Genomic DNA, 26,485 nt, shown 5'->3' with positions numbered 1-26,485 from the left:
CAACCAGGTCTCGACGGCGATTCCGACCCTCGCGCCCGGCCAGTCCGCGACGATCAAGGCGCAGGTCAAGACCCCGATCAACTCCGACTCGGGCAACAAGCGCAACGACTACGTGTTGGGCTGGGACGTACGCAAGATCGCGGACGGCAGCTGGCTGTCGGCCGGCACCGGCGGCATACCCTCGCTCAAGCAGAACGTGGCGGTGGAGGACCCAACCTCCAACCAGCTGGGCCTGGAGAAGTTCTACTCGTACGCGGGCAAGAACACCGGCGCCGGCTCGACGGTGATGAACAACACCGCGTCCGGCAACAGCGTCTGGTCCTACAACGTGTTCACCAACCCCGGCCGCGGCCTGAACACCTTCGCCCGCCTCTCCTGCAACTCGCTGGACACCTCGGACACGGTGCTCGGCGCGGGCTGGTCGGGGCAGGCAGCCGGGCCCATCCGGATGGGCGCGCCGCTGGAACTGCACCCGAAGCCCAGCCCCACCGAGGTCAGGCTCCCGGACGGCGATGGTACGACGCACGTCTTCCGCAAGGAGCCGGACGGCAGCTGGAAGGCCCCGGCGGGTGTGCACTACAAGCTCACCCCGAAGCTGAACCTGGACTGCACCCCGGCGAAGGACCCGATCCCGGACGCCTGGACGATGACTCGTCCCGACGGCACCCGGTTCCTGTTCGGCTGCGACGGCTACCTCACGTCGGTGATCGACAAGAACGGCAACACGCAGTCGTTCACCTACGAGGAGCGCAAGGCGGGCGGCAAGCCGGTCAAGTTCCTGAAGTACGTCACCGACCCGGCCGGTCGACAGACGCTGACGCTCGACTACTACAACAAGGGCGACGCGACCTACGAGTACCTTGACGCCACCGGCGCCAAGGTCTCCGGCACGAACCTGAACAACTCCAAGATCATCGACCATGTGAAGTCCATGACGGACATCTCAGGCCGCAAGATCTCCTTCTACTACACCGGCGAGGGCTTGCTCGGGCAGTTCACCGACGGTGACGGCTCGGCTCAGCCCAAGGTGTTCAAGTTCACCTACGACGCCGTCCAGGGAAAGAAGAACGTCAAGCTGGTCAAGGCCACCGACCCCCGGGGCAACGCGACCGACCTGGCGTACTACTACCCCAAGGAGGGCGACGACCCGAAGTACCACTGGTGGACGCAGACGATCACTGACCGTCTGAAGGGCACCACGGGCTTCACGTACGCCCCGAACGCTACCAACACCAAGTTCACCGACACCAAGGTCACCGACGCCGAGACACGCACCACGGCATACGTGACGGACGACTTCGGCCGCGCCGTCCAGACCACCAACGCCAAGGGGCAGTACGGCAAGCTGGCGTGGGATGCGGACAACAACGTCACGTACCTCGAAGAGAACAACGGCGCCAAGACCGCCTACTGCTACGACCAGAAGACCGGATACCCGCTCTGGGAGCGCGACGCCGAGAACAACAAGGCGGGCGTACCGCCGTCCTCGGACTGCGCGCCTGGCACGTACCCGGCCAATGCGGCGAGGTACGAGTACCAGACCCGTCTGAACGGCTACTCCACCGACATCTTCCGCAAGACGTCTCCTGAAGGCCGCACCCACCAGTTCGGGTACGACACCTTCGGGAACCTGAAGTCGGTCACCGACCCCAAGGGTGTCGCCACTACCACGGCCGACGACTACACCGTGAGCTACGTGTACGACGCCTACGGTCAGTTGACCAAGGTAACGGACGCCAACGGCAACGCGACGGTGAACAGCGGTTTCAGGCCGGACGGTTACCCGGCGACGATCACCGACCCGCTCGGCAAGGCGACACTGTTCGCCTACGACTCCGTCGGCCGGGTCACCGAAGTGACCGATGCACTGGGCAAGAAGACCACTCAGGCATACGACGTGTTCGGGCGCAGGCTGGCTGGCTCCGTGCCGCAGGACCAGGACACGGGCGTTCTGATCACCACCCCTGCGCCGGTCTACGACGCCAACGACAACGTCACGCAGTCGACCTCCCCGAACGGGGCGGTCGCGACGGGTGTCTACGACGCGGCGGACCAGGTCACCTCGTCGACCGTGCCGAAGGACACCAGCACTCAGGAAACCCGGAAGGCGACCTACACGTACGACAAGGTCGGCAACCTAAAGGCCACCACGGAGCCAAAGGGCAACGTGGCGGGTGCGGTGGCGGGTTCGTACACCACCACCAACAGCTACAACGAGATCTACCAGCTCCTGTCCGTGGTCAACACGAACGGCGACAAAATCTCGTACGAGTACGACGACGTCGGCAACACGGTCAAGTCCGTCTCGCCGAAGAAGAACGCCACCTCGGACCCGGACGACTATGCCGGCAAGACCACCTACGACCTGAATCACCGGGTCGTGCAGGTCACTGACGCGATCGGCAAGTTCTCGTCGCGAAAGTACGACAAGGACTCCCTCGTCGTCGAGTCGACGGATGCGGAAAACAATACCTCGCTGATCAAGTACGACGAACGAGGCAAGCAGACCGAGGTCAAGGTGCCTTACTCAGGCGCCGGCACGATCACCTACCGGACGACCAAGTTCGAGTACGACCAGGTCGGCAACGCCACCAAGGTGATCAGCCCGCGCGGTGTAGAAACTTTGAGCACCGACGACTTCGCCGCCCGCACTGAATACGACCAGCTGAACCGGCCGGTCAAGCAATACCAGCCGTACGATCCGGCGGATCCGCGCTACAACAAGGCGGATGTCTACACGCAGACCACGTACGACGCGCTCGGCCGTGTCTCCAGAGTGTCCGCGCCGCCGTCGGAGGGCCAGACGGTCCGTAACGACACCACGCTCAGTTACTTCGACAACGGCTGGACGAAGTCTTCGACGGACCCGTGGGAGATCGTCACCGGCTATGAGTACAACCAGCTGGGCCAGCAGACCAAGCGGACCCTGACCTCGGCCGGCGGTTCCTCCGACCGCACCATGACCTGGGACTACTTCCCTGATGGCAAGCTGAGGTCGAAGTCTGACGACGGTGTGCCGGTGGGCAAGAGCGTGGTTCTGGTCGACAACACCGACACACAGAACGCCGGTTCCACGGGCACCTGGACGACGGGCAGCCTCGTCGGTCAGCAGGGCTACGACCACCGGGTCCACGCCGCCGGCACCGGCGCAGACGCCTTCACCTGGACCCTCAACATCCCGAAGGACGGCACGTACACCGCGTATGTGAAGTTCCCGAAGGTGACGGGGGTGGCGACCGCGGCAAAATACACGGTCACCGACTCCACGGGCCCGAAGGACACCACGCTTGACCAGAACACCGGCACCGGCAACTGGGTTTCGCTCGGCTCGTACAGCTTCAAGCAGGGCAATGACGCAACGCTGAAGTTGTCCCAGAACAGCGCGGGCGCGGTCGTCGCCGACAGCGTCAAGCTGGTGCGGGACACCAGCGGGGAGACGGACACCGAGAAGAAGTCCTACGCCTACGCCTATGACGTCAACGGCAACCTGACCTCGATCGACGACACCTCGTCCGGTGCCAAGATCGACGCCTACACGATGACCTATACCGGGCTCAACCAGGTCCAGAAGGTCACCGAGGCGCTGGCCGGCCAGGAGAAGAAGTCCTCCTCCTACATCTACGACGTCAACGGCCAGTTCGAGACCGTCACGCATCCCGATCAGTTTTCAAAGTACACGTACGACCCCCGGGAGCAGGTAAAGAGCGTCTCGGTCGGGGACACGCGACAGATCCGAATCCGAAGGTCAGCAGCTACACCTACACCGCCAACGGACGGAAGCTGCAGGAGACCAAGGCGAACAGCAACACCGTCGACTACTCCTACTACCTCAACGGCGCGCTGAAGAGCACGGCGGAGAAAAAGGCCAACGGGACGCTGGTCGCGTCACACAGCTACGCCTATGACACGAATGGCAACAAGGCGCAGGACGTGGCGAAAAAGATGAACGCCGACAACCACTCGGCGTACCTCGACTCCACTACCGACTACACCTACGACCCGGCCAACCGCCTCGCCAAGGCGGTCAAGACCGGTAACGGGGCGGGCACCGAGACCTACGTCCACGACGACAACGCCAACGTCATCAGCCAGAAGGTCAAGGGTGTCCCGGCCACCTTCAGCTACGACCGCAACAAGCTGCTGTCGTCCACCAATGACGGCACGTCCTTCAACTACAACTACGACCCGTTCGGCCGTCAGGAGTCGGTCACCTCGGGCGGAAAGGTGATCGAGCGAAGCGTGTACGACGGCTTCGACCACGTCGTGCAGTCCAGCAAGGCGGACAGCACAGGGGGGCTGAAGACGACGACGTACACCTTCGATCCGCTGGACCGGACCGCGAGCAAGACCGCGGACGGCAAGACGACCGACTTCACCTATCTGGGACTGTCGGACCAGGTTCTGGGCGAAGAGGTCGCAGGCAAGCTCAGCAAGTCGTACCAGTACAGCCCGTGGGGCGAGCGCCTCTCCCAGGTCACGAAGAACACCGACGGGACCAGCGAGGACGGCTACTACGGCTACAACGGCCACACCGACGTCGAGGACGTCACCACCAAGGACGGTGACGCCAAGGCGACGTACGGTTACACCGCCTACGGCTCCGACGACAAGTCCGAGTTCACCGGCATAGACAAGCCCGGCACCGCAGACCCGGCAAAGGAGCCGTACAACGCCTACCGCTTCAACTCCAAGCGCTGGGACGCCAATTCAGGCACGTACGACATGGGCTTCCGTGACTACAACCCGGGGCTGAACCGCTTCACCACCCGGGACATGTACAACGGCGCCCTCGCCGACATGAACCTCGGCACGGATCCCCTGACCGGCAACCGGTACGCCTTCACCGGTGGCAACCCAACCAGCTTCATCGAGCTCGACGGCCACAGGATCGACGACGGTGGCGGCAACACCAGCAGTGGCGGCGGGTTCTTCGAAGACATGATCGCCCAGCTCGAGGCCGGAATCCAGCAGATGATCTCGGCCGCCCAGCGTGCACAGAGTGCGGCTGGCCGTCATCCGATGGACCGAACATTCCCTCACAATCAGGCGCAGAATGTTGCCGCAGGGAAGATCAAGGAGCAGGCGGCCTCGCGCGGAGCCGACTTCGAGGTCGTGCAGGGTATGTCCATCCCCGGGGGGAGCAAGGACTGCCTGTACGGCCGCGCCACACCTCCCTGCGGCAATGGATTCGCCGACATCGTCGGCCACGACAAGTCGAGCGACGTCTACTTCGTCTGGGAGGTCAAGTCCGCGGGTGAGGCGTCCAAGGCCGTACCCGAGGCGCAGTGGTACGTAGACCGGCTGAAGGCCAGCGGTGAGAAAGCCGTCCTCGGATGGACCATTGGCGGCCCCTACAACGTCCCTACCACAGGCGATCAGGTGAACGGTCCCGCGCCGGGAGCCGTCATCTACGGAAGGGGAAAGCGGAGCAACAACAACACCACGCTGTCGTCCAGCCCGACCACCGCGGTCCAGCAGCAGCAACCGCAGCCGGTACCGTCGCCGAGCCCGGGCCCCGGTCCTGGCGCCTACCCGGGGATCGCGCACCAGCCCGGCCTTGGAAACGTCCCATTGTCCACGGAGGGTGTGAGCCATTGGCCGCTGCTGGTGCCCGTGGCCCTGGTCGCCATCCCCGCGGTAGCGGCAGGTGGCAGTGTGGCCACAGGAACGGCTATCACGGTTGGGGTCACTGCGGCCATGTTCCAACTGGCAGCATGACTGCGTCGGTGAGCGCGGAGGGAGAGCGATGATTTCGCAGAGTGCATGGCTTCGGCGGCACATCACGCCGGTGGCCAAGGCGGAAGGGCTGACGAAGAAAGGGAATGTGCTCCGGCTGACCGGTGAGCACGGCGATTGCGCGGTGCTGGAGTTCCATCCACACCTCATTGACCGGTCGATGGAGGTGTTCTTCGTCAGGGTCTCCATTGTTCCGGGCCCGCAGCGGGCCTGGGTGCACCGGGATGGCTGGGAGATCGCGCAACACTGGCTGCCGACCGCGTCCGCGCCCATGGTCCAGTGGGAGCTGATCCCGCCGGCAGAGGTCGCGTACGAGCCCGGGGCGGACATGCCGTCCCGCGGCTACTGGGCGTACGGTCCGCGGATCGATCCGAATGACTGCGCTCGTGCGATGGTCCGGATGCTACGTGAGGAGACGATTCCGGAAATGCGCCGGTTGCTGGACCGGGAGCAACTCTTCGCGGAGGTCCGAGCGCCCTCACCATGGATCCGCCGTCGGCGGCCGCCGGGCTGGGCCGAGGTGCTCCTGAAGGTGGACCGGCTGTCACCGGCCGAGCTGGAACCGCTGCTTCAGCGGGTTGAGCTCGACTATCCGGTGGCGGACGAATTCATCGCGTGGGCGCGCGGCTATGCGGCCAACCGGAGTGCAGGCATGTAGCCGGGTGTGGCTTCGCCCCTCTGGGCCGCCGGTCAGGTTTGCGGAGCCAAGGGGTCAGCGAAAACGTCGTGGCCACGCCAGATCGTCTTGGCGTGGCCACGGCCATGCCCACTCCGTGGCCGGTTGGCACCTCGCCTCGGCGCTCCGGTTCTGCTCGGACGGAGCCCGAAACCGTGAACTGTTATAAGGCAGAGGGCAAAAGCGACGCTGGCCGGGCCGAGCCGTTCATCAGGCACCGACCCCAAGTCGTTCGCCTACGCCTACGACGCCAACGGCAACACCACGTCGATCGACGACACCTCCAATGGCGCCAGGATCGACGCGTACACGATGACCTACGACGGCCTCAACCAGGTCCAGAAGGTTACCGAGGCGCTGGCCGGCCAGGAGAAGAAGGCGACGTCGTACACGTACGATGTGAACGGCCGACTGGACTCCGTTACCCACCCCGACCAGTACTCGAACTACACTTACGGCCTGCGCGAGTTGGTCAAGTCGGTGCAGGTCGGCAAGTCCGCGACCGACACCCCTCCTAAGGTGACCGAGTAAGAGCATGTCTCACGTGGCGAGTCGCTGATGCGGCATGATGCCGCACTGTGGCTGTTGATCTGTCCCGTCGGCTGGTGCCGGACGGGTTGTGGGAGTTGGCGGCACCGCTGCTGCCGAGGTTCAAGTCCCGTCCACAGGTTGGCGGTACGACTCCGGTGGACGAGCGGGCGGTGTTCACGGCGGTGGTGTACGTACTGACCAGCGGTTGCGCCTGGCGGCATCTTCCGCCGACGTTCGGGGTCTCCCCGGCAATAGCGCACCGCCGGTTCACGGTGTGGACCGAGTCCGGACTGTGGCGTCGGCTGCACCGGGCGGTCCTGGATGAACTCGGTGCCCGGGGTGAGTTGGACTGGACCTCGGCGATCACCGACGCGGCCTCCGTCCGCGCAAAAAGGGGGTCCCACTGACCGGGCCGAATCCGGTCGATCGCGGCAAGAACGGCAGCAAGTTACACGTCCTGTCCGAGGCCCAGGGCATCCCGCTGGCCCTCGCGGTCTCCGGCGCGAACGTCCACGACAGCCAGGCGTTCAAGCCGCTGATCCTTGGTATACCCGCCATCCGCTCGAGGCGCGGACCACGCCGAAGGCGGCCGGTCAAGATCCGCGCAGACAAGGCGTACTACTCCGCCGATCACCTCGCATGGCTCCGCACCCGGGGTCTGGTCGCGCGGATCGCGCGTCCGGGCATCGAGTCCGGCGAACGGCTCGGCCGCCACCGCCGGAAGATCGAGCGGTCGATCGCCTGGCTGTTCGGCTACCGCCGGCTCACTGTGCGATACGAGCGAAAGGGCAGCCACTTCCTCGCATTCCTCGGCCTCGCAGCCACCCTGGCCTGCTACAAGAAGCTCGCAAAACTCACCACGTGAGACATCCTCTAAACCTACACCGACAAAAGCAGTACAACTCCGGGTATCACGCGGCCGACTTCCCTTCCTCGGACAAGGAGCCGGGACTGGCGTACTTCGCGAGGAGTCGCAGCCTGGTGGAGGAAAAGTATGCGAGGTACTACGGGGACGGTGTAATCGAAATCCGAATCCCCGAGGACGAGTACAATCGCTACTTCAAGGGCTATGAGAGACAGTACGAGGATGGTCCCGAAATGAAAATGCCGATCCCGCACGGCGCTTTCGGTCAGCTGAATTCGTACGAAAGATTGTGCACAAATGACGCATGACGAATGGGTCGCCGTCAAGGAGAAATTCCCTTTCGGCGCAAAGGTGACGGGCGCCGTTTATCGTGTCGCTCCCTTCGGCATCTTCATTTCGATTGAAGGTGTCCGGCCGGGGCGGTGCTTTCGCCGATGTGGCCGGGATGCACCATGGCGGCGACGATGATTCGGTGGTGATCTGGCCCGAGGTGGGCGATGCGATCACCGGAGTCGTTGTGGACCATACGGACCACAACGAACAGCTCAAGCTTCATCTGACCTGATCGAGCCGAGACCGCCGTTCGCCTGGCGGTCACAGCAAAACTGGGCCGCCTCCTGGACCCCCGGGAGGCGGTCCCTATCGGTTTGAGGTCGGACCGTCATCACGGCGTGAGGTCCCCGCCGGATGAGAAGAAGGCGAATGGGCGTCGATCGGTGCATCAACCGCCCAAAATTGCGGCGCCGCTGGCCTTGTAGCCGACAACTCGCCGTCGCCTACAAGGCCGCGTGCGAACTTGCCGCCCTCCTCATACGGGCACGGCGATGACCAAATCCAGCCCGGTTACCTGATCCCGGCCCGCCGCGCGCGCAGCTCGGAGCGGACGAATTCGAGGAGACGGCCGGTCCAGTTGCGGCCGCGGTCGGCGTTGTCGCCCCAGAAGACGGAGTCGGCGTCGTCATAGATGAGCGTCCGCATGTTCTTCCGGGTGCCTCCGGTCGGCTCCGATGAATGGGCCGTCGGGGTCTACGAGTCGGACGAGGGCACCTATCACGAGTACGCGATGACATTCAATGACTGGATGTTGTCCTAGCTGAGAGGGGAGAACATGACCGTATGGTCTCGCAGTTTCGCCACTGACCGGCCCTTCTACGAGCAGCACCTCTAGAGCAGCTTGTCGTCTATCGGCCGCCATGCCGCGGGCGGCCGATAGACGACCTCGCGCCGGAATGCGAGCCGCGGAGCGATGAAGCCCGTCAGCCGCCTCCGTTGCGGTCGTTACAGTGCCGCGATGGCCAAGGGCTATCGCCGTGACAGGTGACAGCAGTTGAGTGAGTGGGCCCTGTTCCCCGTCGGTCACGACAGGGAACAGGGCCCATTTCTTCTCAGGGGCACGCCGACGATCAACTCCGTTGAGTCTCGCAGGCCGACGGCTAACGGCGACGTTCGCTCAGCCTTGCGTTTCCGTCACCCACCCCGGTGGCGCACCCGTTCCAGAGCTTGCCCCCACTGGAACATTCAGATCTGAAGCTGGAGTGCCAGTGGCGGTTTAGCTTGCCTGTCCGTACGCCCGCTATGGATGAGGTCCAGGCGCCGGGGCCGAATCAACACCGCTGCGGTCGCCCGAAGGTTTGTCTTCCGTCGGATGGCGCCCTGCCTGCTATCGACCGGACTGCCGCTGAGGCTTCGGTCAGTTGGCGAGCGCGGGTGGGGGTGGTCCCGTGCGGAGGGCGAGCTCGAACCAGATGGTCTTGCCGCCGGGTCCGTATGGTCCTTCTCCTATGGCGCACCCGCCCCAGCGGTCGGCGACAAGTTCAAGGATGGCGAGTCCGCGGCCTGCCTCGGCGTCGGGGTTGGCGGGTGGTGCGTACGGCTTGGGCATGTCGGGGCTCAGGTCCCAGACGCTGACTCGGAGTACGGGGTGCAACCACTGGAGACGTACGGCGGCCGGTCCTTTGGCGTGCTGCACGGAGTTGGTGGCCAGCTCGGACGCCAACAGCTCGGCGCGGTAACTGAGTTCGGCCAGGTGATGGGCGGCGAGGATGGCGCGGAGAGTGGTGCGGGCGATGCGGGGGCCGCGCGGGTCGCAGGGGAAGGTGAGTTCGTACTGCCAGGGGGCCGCGAACGGGATAGGCGTGGGGTGGATGTGGGGGGTGGCTTCTGTCCTCACGGGGCACCTCCTGGGGTGCGTGCGAGTGGCGTCAAGTGGGCGTGTGCCGCAGGCTTTGACGTCCGGCGGTGGCAATGCCGGCCTCCGTCCCTGGGGTAGGAGAAACGGTGCGCTTCCGCTGGCGACGGCCGAGCAAGTGGCGTGACTGACAAGCTAGACCACGACAACTCACATGTGAGTTACTTTTCACGAATGAGTGAGTAGTTAGTTGACTCACTGGACCGTGCAACAGCGTCCCTGCGAGACTGTGCGCGCGCGCACGAGAGAGGAACCATGGCTCCACGGAATCCACCCACAGGCCGTCAGCGCCGCTTGGCAGCCGAAGTGCGCCGCATGCGTGAGCAGGCCGGCATCTCGATCCAGGCGGCGGCTGCGATGCTCGGCGCGGACCGAACGATGATTTCCAACATTGAGGCAGGCCGCACCGGACTCAGTGAGGAGCGCGTGCGGCAAATCGCCTGCCACTACGGATGCCCAGACTCAGCGTTGGTCGACGCGCTCGCGGCGATGGCAGGCAGCCGCCGTACGCGACACTGGTGGGACGAATTCCGGGGCAAGCTCCCCGACGGGTTTGTCGACGTCTCCGAGATCGAGCACTATGCCACGCGCATCCGGACGGCACAGACTGTGCACCTGCCGGGCCTCTTGCAGATCGAAGAGCATGCACGGGCAATCTTCGATTTCGCGGTTCCGCAATTGCCCCGGTTGGAGGTGGAACTGCGGGTAGCTCACCGCATGGGGCGACAGGCCGTCCTCGCGGGAGAGAGCCCAACTCCGTACGTCGGCATCATTCATGAGGCCGCGCTGCGGCTGGAGTTCGGCGGCAGGGATGTGGCCCGTGCACAACTGGACCACCTCGCGGACGCATCCGAGCGGGATCACGTAACGCTGCTGGTCATCCCGTTCAACGCGGGCCCATTCCATGGTGCGGGTCAGTCGATCCTCTATACCGAAGGTCCCGTACCGCAGTTGGACACGGTCCAACTGGACACATCGTTCGGTGGCCAATTCGTAGATGCCCCGACACCATTGGCGAACTATCGTTCCCTTCTGGACCTGATGGAGCGCTCCGCGCTCCCTCCCGAAGAGTCGCAAAGGCTCATCCGGTCCATCGCTCGCGAGCTGTGAAAGGTCTAAGAGATGCCCCCACATGACTGGCAGCGTTCATCTTTCTGCGCAGGCGGCGGCAACAACTGTGTCGAGGTAGCCACGGCGGGAAGCGACGGTGTTGCGATACGGGAGAGCGAGAGCCCGGCCGACATCGTTTCGACGAACCGGGCAGCGCTGACGGCGCTGGTCCTCGGAGTGAAGGCCGGGGAGGTCCGGGCTCCCCGATCCTAGCCAGAGATTGGTTGAAGGAGTTCTTGTGCCCGGTAGCGAAGACCGCACAGCGGAGATCCTCGCGAGAGCCGAAGCGGGCGACACCGAGATGTTGTTGATGGCCGAGTCATCGGGTGTGGCGGATCGCGCACGATGGCTACTGCGGGCGGCTCAGGGTGAGAGCGAGACCGGCAGCCGCCGGCTGGCGCAGTTCCGCCCTGCTCTGGAGGAGGCCGCGCGGGGCGGCGATGCCGACAGTCAGAACGTCCTGGGCGGAGTGCTGCTCGCCTTGGACGAGAATGCGACGGAAGCCGCCGCCTGGTTCAGGAAGGCGGCCGATTCCGGAAGCAACGAGGCTCGCCGTTCTTTGGGATATCTCTGCGTCCAAGGAGACGGAGTCGCCCAGGACTTGGCGAAGGCAAGGGAGCTGTTTCTGGCTGCCGCGAGCGAAGGCGATGTGATCGCCGCGCACAATCTCGGGGTCTTCTGCCTGGAGGAGGGCGAAGGTCCGCCTGACCTGCCGGAAGCGATCCATTGGCTGCGGTTCGCAGCCGACGGGGGCGTGGACGAAGCCGCGGCGAAACTCGGCGATGTCCTCTCGGATCTGGACCGGGACGAGGAAGCGCTCTTCTGGTACGAGCGGGCTGCGGAATTGGGGCACATCGCGGCGATGCTGGCGACAGGGTGCTGGTACCGGGACGGAATCGGCACCTCGGAGAACCGGGTTGTCGCGGTCAAATGGTTCTTGCGGATGCTTGAGCATCACAACTTCGACGGTGTGCACGAGGTTTTCCAGATCGCCCCCTTGATGAGAGATTCGGAAATCAGGGAAGGCGGCCGACTGGCCGGGCGCGAGCCGGAGGCGGAGAAGATCATCCAGATGTGCAACAGCGGAGCGGGTCACCCCCCCCCCCACGGCGGGTCCGTGACTGGAGCCACATTGATTAGTTCGAGTGGATATTCAAAAATGTCGGATTCGGTTGATTGAATTTCGTACATCACGCATGAGGACCCGGTCTGGCGGCCGACGAGCAGCTATATCGCCATGGTCGACCTTGAGCCGTTCGGTTTCGAGAATGAGCAGTAGCATTACTGCATCATTACGAGAATGGGGACGACCGCCGGTGATTAACCATCGCTATTCAATCGAATACGTTGCGTGCGTGAGAAACCTTGCGATGCGAGAATACCTTTCTTCGGTCGGTCTGCCTGTTGGGCATGTCCTCTTTTCGGCTTCGGAAGCCACTGGTGGCGGTGCCAAGAATATTGAAGGCCGCGACCTCCTAAAATTGGGATCCGGAGGGGATGGTGCCGATGCATACTGCATTGACTGCGAAAGCGGGCAGGTGTTCAATGTCGACAATGATGGCCTGTCTCTATTTCTTGTGAATTCATCACCGCAGAACTTCTCTAAATGTTTGAATGTATTTGAACTTGAGATCGGTCAAACTGTAGGTGAGGCCGATCCGGCAGTGTTGGAGGGGCTCTCCGATCTGTTGGGAAGGTCACTCGCGGAGATTGATTCGTCGGCACTAGAAGACGATCCGGGTTTTTGGCGTTCAATTCTCTTTGATGTGGCAATTGGAGACTATGTGGATGACGAGGAGTGGTCTCATCGGGCATGCGACGTCGCCCCCGTTCGGCGGTGATCGAGTACGTCGCGTTCCAGACAGATCCGGCCCCCGCCCTCCAGACCACATCAGGAACCGTCCTTTATCAGCTGTCGCGGAACCACCACGGCCACCTCGTGCCAGGTTTGCAGTGGGCCTTCGGCGTCGAGCCGGACACTGGCAGGGTCTACTACGTCCCGCCGGGCGGGGAAGCCTGGTTTGCTAATTCCTCCATCGACCTCCATCGACCTCTGCCTTCAGACACTGCACCACTACGGCCGACACGTGAGCCAGTCTCCGATCCTCAACGACCCGGACGAGCAGGAGGACGAAGCCCTTGCCGAACTTCGCGGGCTGGCGGCGGAACTCAAGGCGATTGACCCACCCGCCTTCGAGGGCTACCTCGGCTTCATCTGGGCCGAGTTCCTCGAACGCTGGCTTTGGTGAGGGACGGTGTTTCGGTTGATCCGGCCCTGCTGTGATGTCGCCGCTCCGCCTGCCGTCAGCCACCACGCTGAAGGCTGTTCAAACGGCACGCGAAGGTTGCGCGGTGTTGAAATCCGTGACAGTTCAGCTCGAAATCTGGGATCCGGCACGCAGCGAGAGATTGATAGGACTCGGCGAGGTGAGGGAGGCGTATCGCAGTCTCCTGGACGGTGTATCGGCCGTCTTCACGTGGAACGACTGTGAAGAGGAGTGCCTCATCGTCGCAGTCGAACCCGAATTCTCCGTCGTGACCATGGGGCGTGACGCGTCATTCTGGAATCTCAAGATCTCCGACGACACGGAAGAGGTCGAGATCAGGATGGGGGTCGACGACTTCACCTGGGCCCGTGGCTGTCTGTTGCCGCGGGACATGGGGTTGGAGGTTCTGCTCAAGGTTGAACACTTCGACTCGTTGTTCTGGGACTACTCATGGGCTGATGGATGAGACCTTGACTGGGTGTGTCCTTGCTAGAGGGCTCGCCCTTCGTGTCGGCAGGCTAAGGTGTGCCGCCATTGGTGGGCGCGAGACGCACGCACGTACGTACGTGGACGTGCGGTCGTGCGACGGGATGTGAGCAGATGGTGAATTATGAATGGGACGCCGTCAAGCAGGAGTTCCCTTTCGGGGCCGAGGTCGCCGGCGCTGTTGAACGTGTCGCTTCGTTTGGCATCTTCATTTCAATTGAAGGTGTGCGACGGTACGGCGCCCTAGCGGATGTGGCTGGGATGCATAAACGTGACGATGACGATTCGGTGTTGATCTGGCCCGAGGTGGGCGAATCAATTACTGGAGTCGTGGTGGGTCATTCGGAACATAACCAACAGCTCAAGCTCCACCTGACGTGATACGCCTTTGGGGAGCCCGCGGCCGCTCATCGTAGTGTCCGGGCAGAACTTGCCTTGTGGTGGCGGGCATTGGATGCTTTGGTGCTTGCGGATGCCGGAATGCGAGCGGGGTTTGTGAAGCCGGCTCCGGCGACCTGGCTGGGGCTCATCCGGCTGAGCCGATGAGCAAACCGGCTGCTCCGCCGTTCATGGCTGTGGAAGGCAGGTGCCAATGAATTCCGTCCAGGCCGAAGCCGTCGTCACCGCGCGTCTGGACCTCCTGCCGCTGCGGGTCGCGTACGCCGAGGAAATGGCCGTCGTACTGTCCGATCCTGGCCTGCACGCCTTCATCGGCGGCGCTCCGGCGTCGTCGGAGGAGTTGCGGGAGCGGTATGTGCGGTTGGTGGCCGGGTCGGCCGATGCTGCCGTCTCCTGGTGCAACTGGGTCGTCCGGCTCCGGGGCGAGGGGTGTCTGGTGGGTACGGTTCAGGCCACCGTCAGTGCGTCCGGCGCCGAGATCGCGTGGGTCGTCGGGACTCCGTGGCAGGGGCGTGGCATCGCGTCCGAGGCCGCGTCCGGGCTGGTGGCGTGGCTTGCGCGGGGGGCGTCCGTACGTACCGTCATCGCCCACATCCACCCGGATCACCACGCGTCCGCCGCCGTCGCCGCGGCGGCCGGGCTCTCGCCCACCGAGCGTCGGCAGGAGGGGGAGGTCGTGTGGGAGGTGGGCGTGTGACTGCCCGGCGCCCGGCGTCTCCTCCGTGTCGCACGGCCGTGCGGTCGGGGACAGACTGGGAGGAGGCGGACAGTCCGAGCCCGCAACCGTCTCGCCCTGGAGGACTCATGCAGGCAACGACCCGGAATGATGCTCCTGTCGCGATCGAAGGCGGCGGAGTAGAGCTGCGTATGCAGGAGGTCGGGGGCGACATGACCGTCGCTTTCGCGCGGTTTCCCAAAGGTACGGACATGGGGCCGCTGGCCAAGGGCCTGCCCGATGACCTGTGTCAGTGCCCTCACTGGGGATACCTGTTCAAGGGCCGGCTGAAGATGCGGACCAAGGACGGCGAAGACATTTACGAGGCGGGGCAGGCCTTCTACTGGGCGCCCGGTCACGTGCCGGAGGCCCTCGAGGACTGCGAGTACATCGACTTCTCGCCGACCAAGGAGTTCAACGAGGTGATCGGGCACCTCAAGGCGCAAATGGGAGGGTGACCCACTACTGGCCGGCGTACAGCCGCTCCAGATCCACCAGCACCACCTCTCCACGCTCGCCCGCCGCCCGAAGTTCCGGAGCGAACCCCACGCCGCTGTAGCAGGCCGGTCTGGCGTGCGTCGTGTCCACGCCCCGGGCCGAGAGCAAGCGCAGGATGTGGCGCAGGCGTTCGAGATGGCGTACGTCCATCACCTTGTGCCACTTCGCCTCGCCGACCGAGAGCAGGATGCCCCGGTCCTGCCCCACCGCGCCGTGTACGACAACGTCGACCTCGTGGCTCGTGCGGGCCGCCGGGTCGGGAACCGTCCCCGCAGCGACGTCGATCGGCATGCCGCCGAACGTTTCGGGGTCGGCGTGCCATTCGACCCACTCGCGGCACAGGCGCTCGAAGTGCGGACCGACGACCTGACTCAGGAAGGTGGCCTGGCTGCGCTCCCAGACCCCGGCCGTGCCGCGCCTGCGGGCGAGCAGGGCCGATTCGGGGCGTACGACCGCGTGGTGGAAGGCGATCAGCGGCTCGGCGACGCGGTACATGGTGCGGTTCTTGCGGAACGCGTCCGGTTCGGCGGTGAGCAGCCCGCACCGCTTCAGCACGGTGAGCGGGAGCGAGATGTCGGTGGCCTTGCGGCCGACTGTGCTCGCGATGCCGCCGCTGGTGGTGTTGCCGGCCGCGACGGCCGCGAGCACTGAGTGGTACAGCGAGCGGTCGCGCAGGTCCGGTTCGGCCGCCAGTAGGAACGGGGCCTCGGCGTGGATGGGGCGGGCCGGATTGAGTACGGTCCGGCAGACCCAGTCGTCGAAGTCGTCCGGTCCGGATGGAACGTCGTCGTCGACGAACTCGCGGCGGTAGGCGGGGGTTCCGCCCACGATCGCGTTGGTGAGGACGGCCAGGCGGCGGTCTCGGATGCCCCAGAATTCGGCTGCCTGCCGGTACCCGAGCGAGTGCACGACCAAGTCGAGTCCGGCTCGCCCGTACAACGGCGACGTCCCGGACAGCAGGCCGCCCATGAACGACATGGCGCTGCCGCAGAGCAGGACCCGTGGGTGCCGCTGGAGGTGGCGGCCGGAGCGTACGCCGATGGCTGCCTGGAGGTGAGAGGGGAGAGCGGGGGCGTTCCGTACGAGGTACGGGAATTCGTCGATCACCACCGGGACCGGTCGGTCCGCCGCGAGGTCGAAGAGGAGATCCAGCGCCTCCTGCCAGTTCGCCGGGCGGGGTGGGACTGCCGCGCCCGTGTACCGGGAGACAGCTTCTCCGAGCAGGTGCAGCGATTCGGCCGCCGAGGCCTCGACAGCCGCGTAGTAAAAGCCGCCCGTGGCCTCGGCCAGGGCTTGCAGCAGGAAGCTCTTGCCTTGTCGGCGACGGCCGGAGACCACACCCAGCCGGGGGCCCAGGCCCTCGCCGGTGGCGAAAGCTGTGAGTTCGCTCCACTCCCAGTCGCGGTCGAACATGTCTTTGGGCTTCGGAAGGTTTCGCACCTTCGGCTTGGGCATGCCGCTGTCCGAATCTCTTAGAGGCGTACCTCGAATAAGTACACCTCTAAGAACGATTCCGGGGCCCGTACGGTGCGCTGCCAGACGCTCGAAGGCTGGTGATGGTTGTACGGAGATCGCGGAAATGTCGGATCTGGGGTCGTGACAACGAACACAGGGTGGTTAGCGTGATGTTCCTGAGGCTCCTGACGCTTGGTCAGTGGAAGGCGTTGATCGGCTGAGCCGGAGGGGCGTGGGTACATGGTTGAGCGCGTGGGGGAGGGCGAGCTGAGGCTGCCCGGTGCGTGCGGCATGCGCGGGTACGCCGCCGAGTTCGTCGAGCAGCTCACCGGGCGCAACCGGCTGCCGCTCGACTACTCCGTGGCCAGCCTGCGGCTCGTGGACCTCGTCGTCGACGGACTGCGGCGCAACGCGCCCGAGCGTGCGCAGATCGACGCGGTGCTGCGCGGGCTCGGGGCGTACACCGGTGAGGTCATCGTCCGCAGGGCGGGCGGGCGTTGGGTCGACTTCGGGGACGAACAGCGTGAGCTGTTCCGGCAGTCGGTCGGGGTGCGGATGCCCGACGGGCGGGTGTGGAACCCGCTCGGGAAGGTCGTCAACCGGTTCGAGGCCGGTTCCGAGGAGTCGGTGCAGCGGTTCTACCTGCTGCTTCACGGCCGGGCTCGCAAGGCCGTCTGCGAGGCGTGATGGGTGACCTTCTGATGGAAGTCTGAGCCGGGCGCGGCGAAGACGCTGTGACGTTTCTGTGGCTCCCGGCGCAGAGCAATGGGGGGCCTGGCTCCCAGGGGGCATGGGCACGGTGACCAGTGCCGAGTCGTACGAAGAGGGTCGTGTGGTCAGGGGCGGGGAGCGGCGTCGTACACAGGCGTACGACGCGGAGCTGGGTGCTGCCGTCGAGCGGGCCCAGCAGGGGGACGAGAGCGGGTTCGCTGCGGCGTACCGGCTCGTGCATCCAGGGCTGCTCGGATACGTGCGGGGGGTGGTGGGGGAAGACGCCGAGGACGTGACGTCCGAGGCGTGGCTGGAGATCGCCCGGGACCTGGGGCGATTCCGCGGCGACGGGGCGGGGTTCCGCGGCTGGACGGCGACGATCGCCCGCCACCGCGCACTGGACCACCTGCGCAAGCGGAAGCGAAGACCCCTTACCTCGCTGATCGAGCAGGACGTACTGGACCTGCCAGGCCGGCAGGACACCGCCGACGACGCGCTCGAAGCGCTGTCGACCGGTCAGGCGCTGGAATTGATCGCCACGCTGCCGCGCGAGCAGGCGGAGGCGGTGCTGCTGCGCGTCGTCGTCGGGCTCGACGGGCCCGCGGCGGCCCGGGTGCTGGGCAAGCGCAGCGGGTCGGTACGGACCTCCGCGTACCGCGGGCTCAAGCGGCTGGCCGAGCAGCTGGCCGCGGGGAGCCGGACGGGCGTTGTGACGTCTGCGGCGCCGCGCACGCTGAGAGATGAGACATGAGACGTGACGCATGAGACGTGACACATGAGACGGGTACGGAGACGGGCGCGGATGCGACAGCGGGCCGGGGCCGGGAAATGGGAAGCGGTGGGTGAGGAGGCGGTCACGCCTGAGGTCGAGGCGTTGCTGGCCGCCGTACGCCGATCCGCGCCTCGCCCCGGCGAGGCGGACGCGCAGGCGGCGCTCGCCGCGTACCGGGAGGCGCGCGACTCCGGCGTGCACGCCGGCCCGGAGCGCTGGTGGCAGGCGCGCAGGCGCGACGACTGGCGGCCGTCCCGGCGGTGGCGCGGCGTGCTGCCCGTCAGGGCGGCGTTCGCCTCGGCCGCGGCCACGGTGACGCTGGGCGGGGTGGCGCTCGCGGCCGGCACGGGAGCGATCCCGGCGCCGTTCGGGATCGGCGACGGTGGTTCGGGCGGCGGCGGGGCCGCCGCTGTGGCGACCGGGACCCACAGCAGTGCCCAGGCCACCCCCGGCGCGGCGCGGGGCAGCGCGGCAGGTGCGGCAGAGGAGGGCGCGGCGCGCCTTCCTTCGGCCGACGTCACCCGCTCGGGGCCGCCGCGCCCGGCACGGGCGCGGAACGACGTCGCGAACTGCGTCGCGTACCTGGTGTCCCACGGTCGCTCGGCCTCCGGCCGCGGTGCGGCTTCCGAGCAGCTGACGGCGGACGCCGAGGACGCCGGGCTGACGGTGGAGGCGTACTGCGAGGGCGTGCTGGCGGCCGAGAAGCGGCAGCCGGGGCCGGGCGCGGGTACCGGCGGCAAGGGCTCCACGAAGGCGCCCAAGGGCTTGAAGGCCTCGAAGCCGGGCGCGGCGCCCGGGACGCCGGAGGAGCCCCCGGCGAAGCCGGACGGCGACGCGGCCGCGGATCCTGCGGATCCGGGGAATCCCGCCGCGGATCCCACGCAGCCCGCCGACAGCGAAGAAGACGGCAACGACGGCCGTCAGAGCGCGAACGGCACCGAGGGCAACGGCGAGAGCGGCGAGAGCGGCGAAAGCGAATCCGGGAAGCCGTGAAAGACGTCACGGGCCGTCAGGAAGCTTCGGAAGATAGGGCCGCCGCAGGTCCTGGAAGGACGACCGGGGCCGCCACCCCCCACAGGAGAGGCCCCGGTCGCCGTCCGCGGACCGTGCGGCGGCCCGTACTACTCTCAGCGCCGTGGATGCGTTTTCTGTCACACCGCTCTCTGTCAGCGATCAGTCGCCCGTTGTGCAAGACGTGGACGGGACCCCTTCGAACGTCGTAGCGTGCTGACTCGCGCGGGGCTGCGCGGCAGTGGTGACCAGCTGCGACTTGGGACAGGTTGAGGGAGTGCTGGGGGACGACGCGGAGCTGACCGCCGCGGTGCTCGCGGCACAGGACGGGGACGAGAATGCCTTCCGTACTGTGTACCGCGCCGTGCACCCGCGGCTGTTGGGCTACATACGAACGCTGGTCGGCGACCCGGAGGCAGAGGATGTCGCCTCCGAGTCGTGGCTCCAGATAGCCCGTGACCTCGACCGGTTCAGCGGCGACGCCGACCGGTTCAGGGGCTGGGCCGCGCGCATAGCGCGCAACCGTGCCCTGGATCACATCCGGATGCGCGGCCGCCGCCCGGCCGTAGGCGGCGACGAGACGGAACTCGCCGCCAAGCCCGGCGCCTGCGACACCGCCGACGAGGCGATGGAAGCCCTCGCCACCGGCGACACCCTCGCGCTCATCGCCCAGCTCCCGCAGGACCAGGCCGAGGCCGTCGTCCTGCGCGTCGTCGTCGGGCTCGACGCCAAGAGCGCCGCCGAGACCCTGGGCAAGCGCCCCGGCGCCGTACGGACCGCTGCCCACCGCGGGCTGAAGCGGCTGGCCGAGCTGCTGAACGCGGCGGACGGCGGTCCGTACGGCGCCGGGGGTTTCGGCGGGGGGGAAGACAGTGACAGCAGCAGTAGCGGTACGTCGGCGGGCCTGCCCGGTGGAAGGCCGGAACTCGGCGCCGTACCGCCCCAGCGAGGCCCGCGACCGGGCCGGGCGACGTCCGCCGGTGTGACGCATTCCGGCGTGCGGACGCAGAGGGACATGTGATGGCCGACGAGCGTTACGAGTGGCTCGACAAGGACACGGCGGAGCGATTGCTGCGCGGAGAACCCGTCGGGCCTGTCGGCGACCACGCCCGCGCCCAGGCCGAGCGCCTCTCCGCCGCCCTCGACGGTGTGGCGCGGGCCGGTTGCCACGAGGCGGGCGAACTCCCTGGCGAGGCGGCCGCGCTGGCGGCTTTCCGCAAGGCCAGGGCCGCGGCCCCCGACACCTTTTCCGCTTCCGTTTCCGTTTCCGCGGTACGTCTCGGACGCAAGGTCTCCGTACCCGTGCGCTGGGCACGTCCCGTACGCCTCGGGCTGGCCGGGGCGCTCGCCGGTGTCGCGCTCGGCGGCGTCGCGGTGGCGGCGGGCACGGGCGTACTGCCGGGCCCTTTCGGACGCGGCGCCGACCCCGCGCCCGCGTCCTCCGTGTCCGCGGCCGCGACGCCCCAGCCGCTCACCTCCGGGACCGCCACGGGTGAACCGGGCGCCACCGGCGAGCCCAAGCCGGGCGCCACCGGCACTCCCGGCGGCGACGTCGAGACGTCCGGCGACGGGGCCGGCGAAGGCGAAACCGGCGGTACGCACGAGTCCTCGCCGGGGTCGGACACCGGCCTGCTCCCCACCTACCCGGGCTGGACCGGCGACGACTCACCGGGAACGGCACCGGGCGACGGTTCCGGCACCGGTTCCGGCGACTGGTACCGCAAGACGGGCAAGGCGTGCCAGGACTACCGCGCCGGCACCCTCACCCCCGACCGTGAGCGACGCCTGGAGGCGGCCGCCAACGGCGCCGACCGGGTGGACCGCTTCTGCGACCGCGTGCTGGACGGCTCCGCGAAGGGGAACGGGACCGGGGGCAAACAAGGCGGCGGCGAAGGCGAAGGCAGCAGCAGCGGCGGCGGAAACGGCGACGGCGACGGCCGCGGCAACGGCGGCGACGAGGGCGGCGACAAGGGCGACGGGAGCGACGGGACCCAAGACGACGCGCCCGGCGGGAGCCGCCACGCTGTGCCGCCCATCTCCTACACCCTGCCGCCCTCCCCGACCGTCGAGCCGTCCGCCACTGTCGGAGCCTCGCCGCAGCCGCACTCACTGCACTGACCTGCGCTTTTATTGCCGCGCTCACGCAGGTGTGACGTTTTTCGAGCGGGTGACGCAGTAGAGAGTGAGCCGACTGGTCATCGGCAGCGCGACGAGCCGGGGTTCCCCCCGTACCTTCGGCTCCGCGCAACAGGCGCGGGCGGGACACGTTCCCCCGGTCCCGCCCGCGCCACTTCTTCTCCCTCATCCGCTACCAGTAGATGACGACCTTGTCGCCGTTGCGCACCTGCGAGAACAGGCTCGCGATCTTCCCCTCGTCCCGGACGTTGACGCAGCCGTGCGAAGCACCGCTGTAGCCGCGGGCCGCGAAGTCCGACGAGTAGTGGACGGCCTGCCCGCCGCTGAAGAACAGGGCGTACGGCATGGGGCTGTCGTACAGCGTCGAGACGTGGTGGCGGGACTTCCAGTACACGGTGAACGTCCCCTCGCGGGTGGGCGTGTACTGCGATCCGAACCGCACATCCATCGCCGAGACGACCCGCCCCTCCACCATCCAGGACAGCGTGCGGCTGGTCTTGCTGATGCACAGGACCCGGCCCCGCATACAGCGCGGGTCGGGCTTGGCGACCGGGTTGGCGGTCGTCGGGTGCAGCTCGGCGCGCGTCGGCTTCCTGGTCATCCCGAGGAGCTTGTCCCAGGTGACGGTGTCGGTGGTGCCCGTGTGGGGCAGGCCGCGCTTGTCCTGGAACGAGGAGACGGCGGCGGCGGTGACCGAGGCGTAGTGGCCGGTCGGAGTGCGGTTGAAGTGGCCGATCTGGCGCAGCCGGGCCTGGAGCTCGCGTACTTGGGCGCCTTCGGATCCGCTGGCCATGAGGATCCTGGGCGCCGGCGCCGGCGGCTCGGGCCTGAGAGTGGGCGTGCGGTTGGGCGCGGGCGTCTGCGACTGGGTCTCGGTGGGGGCGGCTGTGTCCGGCGACGCGATCGCGGCTTCATGCGCGGGAGCGGGAGCCGCCGACTTCGTCACGCCCGCCGCCGCTCCCGCTCCCACCCCGCTCGCCCGCGCCGTACACCCCGCTGTCACGGCCACCACCGCTACCGCCGTCAACGCCACCGCTCTGCGCACGGCTCTGTTGCTCCGCTGGTTCTCGTCCATCCCCGCCCCCCGGCATCTCGTATGTCCCTATGGACTGTTTCCCGCTCTGCCCGGTTGCGAAAGCCCCCGCATGATGGGAACAGCGACCAACAGCGACGTTGTGAGCAAGGTCCCAGCCTGCGGCTCTCCACCGGCCGCACGCTCGCCGCTACAGTCCGTCGCGAGGGTCGGTTAATTACCAGCCAGTACGTTCAGCGGGAGGCACAGCAGATGGCGCGCGAGTCGGAGTCGGGACTGCCTATTGAGCCGGTGTACGGGCCGGACGCCCTGGAGGGCTGGGACCCCGCGGAGAAGCTGGGCGAGCCCGGCAAGTACCCCTTCACGCGTGGCGTGTACCCGTCGATGTACACGGGCCGGCCATGGACGATGCGCCAGTACGCCGGTTTCGGTACCGCCACCGAGTCCAACGCCCGCTACAAGCAGCTGATCGCCAACGGCACGATGGGCCTGTCGGTCGCCTTCGACCTGCCCACCCAGATGGGCCACGACAGCGACGCGGAGATCGCGAGCGGTGAGGTCGGCAAGGTCGGTGTCGCGATCGACTCGATCGACGACATGCGCGTCCTGTTCGGCGGCATCCCGCTGGACAAGGTCTCGACGTCGATGACGATCAACGCGCCGGCGGCTCTCCTCCTGCTCATGTACCAGCTGGTGGGCGAGGAGCAGGGCGTACCGGCCGACAAGCTCACCGGCACGATCCAGAACGACGTGCTGAAGGAGTACATCGCGCGCGGGACGTACATCTTCCCGCCCAAGCCGTCGCTGCGCCTGATCGCGGACATCTTCAAGTACTGCAAGACCGAGATCCCGAAGTGGAACACGATCTCGATCTCCGGCTATCACATGGCGGAGGCCGGTGCCTCGCCCGCGCAGGAGATCGCGTTCACGCTCGCGGACGGCATCGAGTACGTCCGCACGGCTGTTGCCGCCGGCATGGACGTCGACGACTTCGCGCCGCGCCTGTCCTTCTTCTTCGTCTCGCGTACGACGATCCTCGAAGAGGTCGCCAAGTTCCGTGCCGCGCGCCGGATCTGGGCGAAAGTCATGCGCGACGAGTTCGGCGCGAAGAACCCGAAATCGCTGATGCTGCGCTTCCACACGCAGACGGCGGGCGTGCAGCTGACGGCGCAGCAGCCGGAAGTCAACCTGGTGCGCGTCGCCGTGCAGGGCCTGGCGGCCGTCCTCGGCGGGACGCAGTCCCTGCACACCAACTCCTTCGACGAGGCGATCGCCCTCCCGACCGACAAGAGCGCCCGCCTCGCGCTGCGGACGCAGCAGGTCCTCGCGTACGAGACGGACGTCACGGCCACCGTCGACCCGTTCGCCGGCTCGTACGTCATCGAGAAGATGACCGACGAGGTCGAGGCGGCCGCCCTGGAGCTGATGGCGAAGGTCGAGGACATGGGCGGCGCGGTCAACGCGATCGAGCGCGGCTTCCAGAAGAACGAGATCGAGCGCAGCGCCTACCGCATCGCGCTGGAGACGGACAGCGGCGAGCGCGTGGTGGTCGGCGTGAACCGATTCCAGCTGGAGACGGAGGAGCCGTACGAGCCGCTGCGCGTCGACCCCGCGATCGAGGCCCAGCAGGCGGAGCGGCTGGCCAAGCTGCGGGCCGAGCGCGACCAGGCGGCGGTGGACGCGGCGCTGGCGGAGCTGAAGAAGGCGGCGGAGGGCACGGACAACGTCCTGTACCCGATGAAGGACGCGCTGCGGGCGCGGGCGACGGTCGGGGAGGTCTGCAACGCGCTGCGGGAGGTGTGGGGCACGTACGTGCCGACGAAAGCGTTCTGAGGTCCGTACCTCGGACGAGTGATCCCGAGCGGAATGCCGGTGGTGGTGGATACGCTCGAGAAGAGTGGTCTCGAATGGAGGTTGCCGTGGCCGTAATACTGCACGAGTCGTCGCTTGCTGATGCTGCCGACCGCCTCTGGGAAGAGCTGCCCGGGCACCGGGTGGAGATCATCAGGGGGGGCATTTTCGTGACACCGCCGCCGGACGGTCCGCATCAGGAGGTGCTGCTTGAAGTCAGCTGTGAGTTCCTGAGCGCCGGAGGCAGAGCACTCGGGCTCAAGGTCCTCCAGGGTATTGGTTTGTGGCTGCCGACCGGGCCGGACGACTATGCGGTCCCGGATCTGTCCATCGTCGACGCCGACTACAAGGACGCGCTGGTCGCGAAGAACTGCTACGCGCCGAACGTCTTCCGCCTGGTGCTGGAGGTTACGTCCTCCAATTGGGGTAACGACCTGGTGACCAAGGTCGAGACCTATGCCGAGGCAGGGATTCCGGCGTACATCATCGCGGACCGCAAGCACGACGAGGTGCTGGTGTATGTCGACCCCGAGGGGGACCGATATCGCACCTGCTCGACGTACAAGAGGGGGAGCAGTGTCCCGCTTCCTCCCTCGGTGGGCGTCGGCATGGAACTCTCCGTAGACCGGCTCCTCGACGGCGACGAGGACTGACAGGCGCCCCGGCTGCCTGCCATGTGAAACCCAGAGGCGGAGTGTCGCACGTACATGCGACACTCCGCCCATGCTGGGTGTCACCGATCTGCCGACCTACCTCGTTGGGCTCGTCCTGATCATTCTTCTGCCGGGTCCGAATTCCCTCTACGTCCTCTCCGTCGCGGCGCGACGCGGCATACGCACGGGCTATACGGCCGCCGCGGGCGTGTGGTGCGGCGACGCGGTCCTGATGGTGCTGTCCGCGGCCGGTGTGGCCTCGCTGCTTCAGGGGAACGCGCTGCTCTTCGGCATCGTGAAGTACGCGGGCGCCGGCTACCTGACGTATCTGGCGATCGGGATGATGCGCGCGGCCTGGTCGATGTGGCGCACGCGGAACGAGCGCGCGGACGACAGTACGGCCGTCGCCGAGGAAGCCCCGGCCGTGGAGCGCCCGTACCGGCGCGCGCTCGTGATCAGCCTGCTCAACCCGAAGGCGATCCTCTTCTTCATCTCCTTCTTCGTACAGTTCGTCGACCCGGCGTACGCCCACCCCGCCCTCTCGTTCGTCCTGCTGGGCACCCTCGCCCAGGTCGCGAGCGTGCTGTACCTCTCGGCCCTGATCTTCGGCGGCACCCGCCTGGCCGCCACCTTCCGCCGCCGCAAGCGGCTGTCGGCGGGCGCGACGTCGGCGGCGGGGGCCCTGTTCCTGGGCTTCGCGGCAAAGCTGTCATTCAGCAGCGTCTGAACCGGCTGCCGCACCGGCCGCACCGGCCGCACCGTTCCCGGCGGAGGTGTCGGCGGACGAGTGGTGCTCGTGTGCGACGACCCGTCGCGAGGCCGGCGAATCGGTGCCTCACTCGTGCCAGGCCTGGCCGCTGGTGTTGTGGATCATGCGCTGGAGGACCTTGAGCGTACGCACGTACTCCTCGTCCGTGATGTCGGCGTGGATCTCGTCACGCAGGACCTGCTGGCGTGTGGCGGTGGTCTTCTGGAGCGCCCGGCCCTCGTCGGTGATCCGAAGACGCTTGTCGTCGTCGCCCTGGGTGATGAGGTTCCTGGCGGTGAGGACGTCGATGTCGCCTTCCAGGGTGGCGCCCACGTCCAGGTAGCCCGCAAGGACGGCCACCACGTCCGCCCGGGACCTGCCTTCCGGGTGGTCGACGAGCTGGCTCAGGATCCACCACTGGGGCTGAGTGAGGCCGAGCTCCGCGAGGGCGGTGCGGATGTGGGTGACGACCGACTTGTGGGCCGCCCAGCTCCAGTAACCGATCGGCTGGCGTACGAGTCCTGCGTCGTCGTGCGAGTACTCCATGGCTCTGCCCTCAACTCGTCGTTGTAGTGCGGTGTTCACGCTGATGAGACCGACCGTAGAACCTCAAGCACACTTGACGTCAACGGCGTTGAGACCTG

General features: G+C 66.7%; 26 protein-coding genes and 1 pseudogene. 22 read left to right on the top strand and 5 right to left on the bottom strand.

Going from position 1 to position 26,485, the window contains the following annotated elements:
• From J7E96_RS02815 to J7E96_RS02795, 5 genes and pseudogenes are all read left to right on the top strand, one after another.
• Nucleotides 1–4,887 (top strand): annotated as a pseudogene (locus J7E96_RS02815) (RHS repeat-associated core domain-containing protein); the annotation flags it as partial.
• A gap of 859 nt (nucleotides 4,888–5,746) precedes the next feature.
• The gene (locus J7E96_RS02810) at nucleotides 5,747–6,394 is read left to right on the top strand and encodes a hypothetical protein (RefSeq protein WP_215127059.1); all 648 of its coding nucleotides are present in this window, start codon (nucleotides 5,747–5,749) and stop codon (nucleotides 6,392–6,394) included.
• Nucleotides 6,395–6,577: 183 nt separating this feature from the next.
• Nucleotides 6,578–6,943 (top strand): hypothetical protein, encoded by a 366-nt coding sequence (locus J7E96_RS38070; protein WP_215127086.1) that lies wholly within the window; start codon nucleotides 6,578–6,580, stop codon nucleotides 6,941–6,943.
• A gap of 47 nt (nucleotides 6,944–6,990) precedes the next feature.
• A protein-coding gene (locus tag J7E96_RS02800) for an IS5 family transposase (RefSeq protein WP_215127057.1) occupies nucleotides 6,991–7,808 on the top strand; the annotation gives its coding sequence in 2 pieces (ribosomal slippage) (nucleotides 6,991–7,344 and nucleotides 7,347–7,808; 816 coding nt in all).
• 400 nt (nucleotides 7,809–8,208) lie between these two features.
• Entirely contained in the window at nucleotides 8,209–8,373 is a 165-nt protein-coding gene (locus tag J7E96_RS02795) for a hypothetical protein (protein WP_215127055.1), read from the top strand.
• Nucleotides 8,374–8,651: 278 nt separating this feature from the next.
• Here J7E96_RS02795 and J7E96_RS02790 read toward each other — a convergent pair whose 3' ends face one another.
• Complete coding sequence (locus J7E96_RS02790) at nucleotides 8,652–8,786, bottom strand: hypothetical protein (protein WP_374196632.1); 135 nt, start codon at nucleotides 8,784–8,786, stop codon at nucleotides 8,652–8,654.
• A gap of 712 nt (nucleotides 8,787–9,498) precedes the next feature.
• Entirely contained in the window at nucleotides 9,499–9,978 is a 480-nt protein-coding gene (locus tag J7E96_RS02785) for an ATP-binding protein (protein WP_308295813.1), read from the bottom strand.
• Nucleotides 9,979–10,251: 273 nt separating this feature from the next.
• Between J7E96_RS02785 and J7E96_RS02780 the strand changes: the two genes are divergently transcribed.
• The 9 genes from J7E96_RS02780 to J7E96_RS02740 all read left to right on the top strand — a co-directional run bounded on the left by J7E96_RS02780 (nucleotide 10,252) and on the right by J7E96_RS02740 (nucleotide 15,431).
• Nucleotides 10,252–11,106 carry a helix-turn-helix transcriptional regulator gene (locus J7E96_RS02780; RefSeq protein ID WP_215127053.1) on the top strand — a complete coding sequence of 285 codons (855 nt, stop codon included), beginning with the start codon at nucleotides 10,252–10,254 and terminating at the stop codon, nucleotides 11,104–11,106.
• Nucleotides 11,107–11,118: 12 nt separating this feature from the next.
• A complete protein-coding gene (locus J7E96_RS02775) occupies nucleotides 11,119–11,319 on the top strand; it encodes a DUF397 domain-containing protein (protein WP_215127051.1) in 201 nt (66 codons plus the stop codon).
• Between the two features lie 25 nt (nucleotides 11,320–11,344).
• Entirely contained in the window at nucleotides 11,345–12,286 is a 942-nt protein-coding gene (locus J7E96_RS02770) for a tetratricopeptide repeat protein (protein WP_215127049.1), read from the top strand.
• 88 nt (nucleotides 12,287–12,374) lie between these two features.
• The gene (locus tag J7E96_RS02765) at nucleotides 12,375–12,947 is read left to right on the top strand and encodes an SUKH-4 family immunity protein (RefSeq protein WP_215127047.1); all 573 of its coding nucleotides are present in this window, start codon (nucleotides 12,375–12,377) and stop codon (nucleotides 12,945–12,947) included.
• A 246-nt stretch (nucleotides 12,948–13,193) separates the two neighbouring features.
• The gene (locus J7E96_RS37025; RefSeq protein ID WP_251069294.1) at nucleotides 13,194–13,355 is read left to right on the top strand and encodes a hypothetical protein; all 162 of its coding nucleotides are present in this window, start codon (nucleotides 13,194–13,196) and stop codon (nucleotides 13,353–13,355) included.
• Nucleotides 13,356–13,470: 115 nt separating this feature from the next.
• Nucleotides 13,471–13,839, top strand: a complete 369-nt coding sequence (locus J7E96_RS02755) for a hypothetical protein (RefSeq protein WP_215127045.1) — start codon at nucleotides 13,471–13,473, stop codon at nucleotides 13,837–13,839.
• Between the two features lie 134 nt (nucleotides 13,840–13,973).
• Nucleotides 13,974–14,240, top strand: coding sequence for a hypothetical protein (locus J7E96_RS02750; protein WP_215127043.1), 267 nt, complete (start codon nucleotides 13,974–13,976; stop codon nucleotides 14,238–14,240).
• A 211-nt stretch (nucleotides 14,241–14,451) separates the two neighbouring features.
• On the top strand, nucleotides 14,452–14,955 hold the full coding sequence (locus tag J7E96_RS02745; protein WP_215127041.1) for a GNAT family N-acetyltransferase: 504 nt from the start codon (nucleotides 14,452–14,454) through the stop codon (nucleotides 14,953–14,955).
• Between the two features lie 107 nt (nucleotides 14,956–15,062).
• Nucleotides 15,063–15,431 carry a hypothetical protein gene (locus tag J7E96_RS02740; RefSeq protein ID WP_214972130.1) on the top strand — a complete coding sequence of 123 codons (369 nt, stop codon included), beginning with the start codon at nucleotides 15,063–15,065 and terminating at the stop codon, nucleotides 15,429–15,431.
• Between the two features lie 4 nt (nucleotides 15,432–15,435).
• Here J7E96_RS02740 and J7E96_RS02735 read toward each other — a convergent pair whose 3' ends face one another.
• Nucleotides 15,436–16,926, bottom strand: coding sequence for an ATP-binding protein (locus J7E96_RS02735; RefSeq protein ID WP_251069293.1), 1,491 nt, complete (start codon nucleotides 16,924–16,926; stop codon nucleotides 15,436–15,438).
• Between the two features lie 240 nt (nucleotides 16,927–17,166).
• Here J7E96_RS02735 and J7E96_RS02730 point away from each other — a divergent pair, with 240 nt between their 5' ends.
• The 5 genes from J7E96_RS02730 (at nucleotide 17,167) to J7E96_RS02710 (ending at nucleotide 21,538) form a co-directional block, all read left to right on the top strand.
• Nucleotides 17,167–17,613, top strand: coding sequence for a hypothetical protein (locus tag J7E96_RS02730; RefSeq protein ID WP_251069292.1), 447 nt, complete (start codon nucleotides 17,167–17,169; stop codon nucleotides 17,611–17,613).
• Between the two features lie 145 nt (nucleotides 17,614–17,758).
• A complete protein-coding gene (locus J7E96_RS02725) occupies nucleotides 17,759–18,388 on the top strand; it encodes an RNA polymerase sigma factor (protein WP_215127078.1) in 630 nt (209 codons plus the stop codon).
• Between the two features lie 51 nt (nucleotides 18,389–18,439).
• Entirely contained in the window at nucleotides 18,440–19,402 is a 963-nt protein-coding gene (locus J7E96_RS02720; protein ID WP_215127039.1) for a hypothetical protein, read from the top strand.
• A gap of 295 nt (nucleotides 19,403–19,697) precedes the next feature.
• The gene (locus J7E96_RS02715) at nucleotides 19,698–20,441 is read left to right on the top strand and encodes an RNA polymerase sigma factor (protein ID WP_215127076.1); all 744 of its coding nucleotides are present in this window, start codon (nucleotides 19,698–19,700) and stop codon (nucleotides 20,439–20,441) included.
• A complete protein-coding gene (locus tag J7E96_RS02710) occupies nucleotides 20,441–21,538 on the top strand; it encodes a hypothetical protein (protein ID WP_215127037.1) in 1,098 nt (365 codons plus the stop codon). Before J7E96_RS02715 ends, J7E96_RS02710 begins: the two co-directional genes overlap by 1 nt.
• A 190-nt stretch (nucleotides 21,539–21,728) precedes the next feature.
• Here J7E96_RS02710 and J7E96_RS02705 read toward each other — a convergent pair whose 3' ends face one another.
• Nucleotides 21,729–22,631, bottom strand: coding sequence for a L,D-transpeptidase family protein (locus J7E96_RS02705; RefSeq protein WP_215127035.1), 903 nt, complete (start codon nucleotides 22,629–22,631; stop codon nucleotides 21,729–21,731).
• A 210-nt stretch (nucleotides 22,632–22,841) separates the two neighbouring features.
• On the opposite strand from J7E96_RS02705, the gene J7E96_RS02700 reads away from it, so the two are divergent.
• The 3 genes from J7E96_RS02700 (at nucleotide 22,842) to leuE (ending at nucleotide 25,820) form a co-directional block, all read left to right on the top strand.
• Nucleotides 22,842–24,422 carry a methylmalonyl-CoA mutase gene (locus J7E96_RS02700; protein ID WP_215127033.1) on the top strand — a complete coding sequence of 527 codons (1,581 nt, stop codon included), beginning with the start codon at nucleotides 22,842–22,844 and terminating at the stop codon, nucleotides 24,420–24,422.
• Between the two features lie 86 nt (nucleotides 24,423–24,508).
• A complete protein-coding gene (locus J7E96_RS02695; RefSeq protein WP_308295812.1) occupies nucleotides 24,509–25,093 on the top strand; it encodes a Uma2 family endonuclease in 585 nt (194 codons plus the stop codon).
• A gap of 70 nt (nucleotides 25,094–25,163) precedes the next feature.
• A complete protein-coding gene (gene leuE, locus J7E96_RS02690; RefSeq protein ID WP_215127029.1) occupies nucleotides 25,164–25,820 on the top strand; it encodes a leucine efflux protein LeuE in 657 nt (218 codons plus the stop codon).
• 108 nt (nucleotides 25,821–25,928) lie between these two features.
• Here leuE and J7E96_RS02685 read toward each other — a convergent pair whose 3' ends face one another.
• The gene (locus J7E96_RS02685; RefSeq protein WP_215127027.1) at nucleotides 25,929–26,387 is read right to left on the bottom strand and encodes a MarR family winged helix-turn-helix transcriptional regulator; all 459 of its coding nucleotides are present in this window, start codon (nucleotides 26,385–26,387) and stop codon (nucleotides 25,929–25,931) included.
• Nucleotides 26,388–26,485 lie beyond the last annotated feature (98 nt).

The sequence above is a fragment of the Streptomyces sp. ISL-96 genome (assembly GCF_018614035.1).
Taxonomy (GTDB): Bacteria; Actinomycetota; Actinomycetes; order Streptomycetales; family Streptomycetaceae; genus Streptomyces.
The sequence above is the reverse complement of the archived record's forward strand: the minus strand, read 5'-3'. Positions and strand labels throughout refer to the sequence as shown.